The following is a 2137-nucleotide window of genomic DNA, read 5'->3' on the forward strand; positions in this document are numbered from 1 at the left end:
CGGGCGCCGGTCGACACCGCAAGGCAGCCTCAGTCCGCCGTCCCCAGGTGGACCGTGATGAGGCCGGTGGTGATCAGGGCGAGGCCGGCGAGGGCGGTGGGGGACGGGACCTCGTGGCGGACGGCGAGGGCGGTCAGGACGGTGCCGATGGTGCCGATGCCGGTGAAGACGGCGTAGGAGGTACCGACCGGGAGGTCCTGGAGGGCGCGGGAGAGCAGGTAGACGGCGCCCAGCATGAGCACGAAGCACAGGGCGGTCTGCGGGAGGCGGGTGAAGCCCTCGGTCGGCTTGATGGACTGCGCCCAGGCGACCTCCACCACGCCGGCCAGCAGCAGCCAGATCCACGGCACGGCGCTCACTCCCCCCTCGGGATGCGGTGGCCGACCAGCGCGGCGCCCAGCCGTCCGGCCCGCTCCAGGGCGTCGGCGGCGGACTCCCGGTGCTGGAGGACGCGCCCGGCCAGCGCGGGGTCCACCAGCGAGTTGACGAGCTCGGCGGCGATCACCTCGGTGTCCTCCACCGCGTAGTGGCCGCGGACGAAGTCGGTCAGGTAGCGGCCGTTGTGGTCGTAGGGCTCGCGCGGGGTTCCCGGGCCGTAGGCGCCGCCGCACGCGGCCACCACCACGAACTTGCGCGGTGCCAGCACCATCTTCGGGAAGGTGACCTGGTCGATCCAGGCCTTGAGCGCGGCCGGGATGCCGAAGTTGTACATCGGCGAGCCGATCAGCACGGCGTCCGCCGCGACGAGTTCGTGGAGCAGCGGCCGGACGACCGCCCAGGCCTCGCGCTCCTCCTCGGTGCGGACGGCCTCGGGGTAGCGGGCGATGTCGGTGATCTCCTCCCGCAACAGGGTGTCGCAGATCCGGGTCCAGCCCTCGCGGATCGGCGGGACCGGTTCGGCGGTGAGGTCGCGGTGGGTGACCTCGCCGCCGCCGGCCAGCCAGGCGTCGGCGAAGGCCGCGCCGAGGCGGCGGCTGAAGGAGTCGGTGCGCGCGCTGCTGTCGAGGTGCAGGAGGTGGGACACGGTGAACCCCCGGTGGCGGTCTGGGCAGGACGGAGCCGCGGAAACGAAGTGGACATCCCGTCCACTTGCCGGCCCCCAAACCGTAGAGGGAAGTGGACTACGTGTCCACTTCCCTTCTAGGCTGGCACCCATGACGACGGAACTCCCGCTGGCCGACGGCCCGCCGCCGCGCGAACGGGCCGACGCCGCCCGGAACCGGGCGAAGGTGCTCGCCGCTGCCGAACGGCTCTTCACCGAGGGCGACCCGACCGCCGTCACCATGGACGACATCGCCCGGGCGGCCGGCATCGGCCGCGGCACCCTCTACCGCCGCTACCCGGACCGCGCCTCGATCGCCCGCGCCCTGCTCGACGAGCACGAACGCGCCCTCCAGGAGCGCCTGCTGCGCGGCGCCCCGCCGCTCGGTCCGGGCGGGGGCGGCGACGGGGCCGACGGAGCCACGCCCGCCGAGCGGCTGGCCGCCTTCTACGCGGCGATGGTCGAACTGCTGGAGGCCCACGTCCACCTGGTGCTCGGCGCCGAGACCGGCGCGGCCCGCTACCGCACCGGCGCCTACGCCTTCTGGCGGCTGCACGTCGCCCACCTGGCGCGCGAAGCCGGCCAGCCGGACCCGGAGGTCCTGGCCGACCAGCTGCTCGCCCCGCTCGCCCCCGAGCTCTTCCGCCACCAGCGCGAGGCCGGCCTCACTCCCGCGCGGATCGCGGCCGGCCTGGCCGTGCTGGCCCACGGCGCCCTCGGGTAGCCCGGGGCACGGCCACGGCCACGGCCAGGCTCAGGCTCAGGCTCAGGCTCAGGCCGGGACGTGCCAGACCTGGTTGGCCGCCCCGTTGCAGTCCCAGATGAGGACCGGGCTGCCGTTGGTGGTGGAGTACGCGTAGCCGTCCAGGCAGCGGCCGGACATCGGGTTGTACAGCGAGCCGTCGGCCCGGGGCCGCCACTGCTGGGCGCCGCTGCCGTTGCAGTCGTAGAGCTGCACCGGGGTGCCGGTCGACCCGGTACGAACGGTCGGCCGGAAGCGGTGGCAGGCCGGGGCCCCGGGCGATCCGTCCGGAAGGCACCCGGCCCGCCGCGCTCCCCCGCGCACGCGAACGGCCCGGCTCCCCCCGTACGGGG

Annotated in this window: 4 protein-coding genes; 1 reads left to right on the top strand and 3 read right to left on the bottom strand. The window is 74.9% G+C overall.

Features of this window, described 5'->3' with window-relative positions; translation table 11 throughout:
- Positions 1 to 29 precede the first annotated feature (29 nt).
- On the bottom strand, positions 30 to 350 hold the full coding sequence (locus tag ACFU74_RS13250) for a DMT family transporter (RefSeq protein ID WP_380755810.1): 321 nt from the start codon (positions 348 to 350) through the stop codon (positions 30 to 32).
- A 5-nt stretch (positions 351 to 355) separates the two neighbouring features.
- The gene (locus ACFU74_RS13255) at positions 356 to 1024 is read right to left on the bottom strand and encodes an FMN-dependent NADH-azoreductase (protein ID WP_380755812.1); all 669 of its coding nucleotides are present in this window, start codon (positions 1022 to 1024) and stop codon (positions 356 to 358) included.
- A gap of 130 nt (positions 1025 to 1154) precedes the next feature.
- Between ACFU74_RS13255 and ACFU74_RS13260 the strand changes: the two genes are divergently transcribed.
- Positions 1155 to 1766, top strand: a complete 612-nt coding sequence (locus ACFU74_RS13260) for a TetR/AcrR family transcriptional regulator (RefSeq protein WP_380755813.1) — start codon at positions 1155 to 1157, stop codon at positions 1764 to 1766.
- A gap of 48 nt (positions 1767 to 1814) precedes the next feature.
- On the opposite strand, the gene ACFU74_RS13265 is transcribed toward ACFU74_RS13260, so the two are convergent.
- A partial coding sequence (locus ACFU74_RS13265) for a ricin-type beta-trefoil lectin domain protein (RefSeq protein WP_380755815.1) occupies positions 1815 to 2137 on the bottom strand: 323 nt, incomplete at its 5' end.

This window comes from Kitasatospora sp. NPDC057500 (genome assembly GCF_042802195.1).
Lineage (GTDB): Bacteria > Actinomycetota > Actinomycetes > Streptomycetales > Streptomycetaceae > Kitasatospora.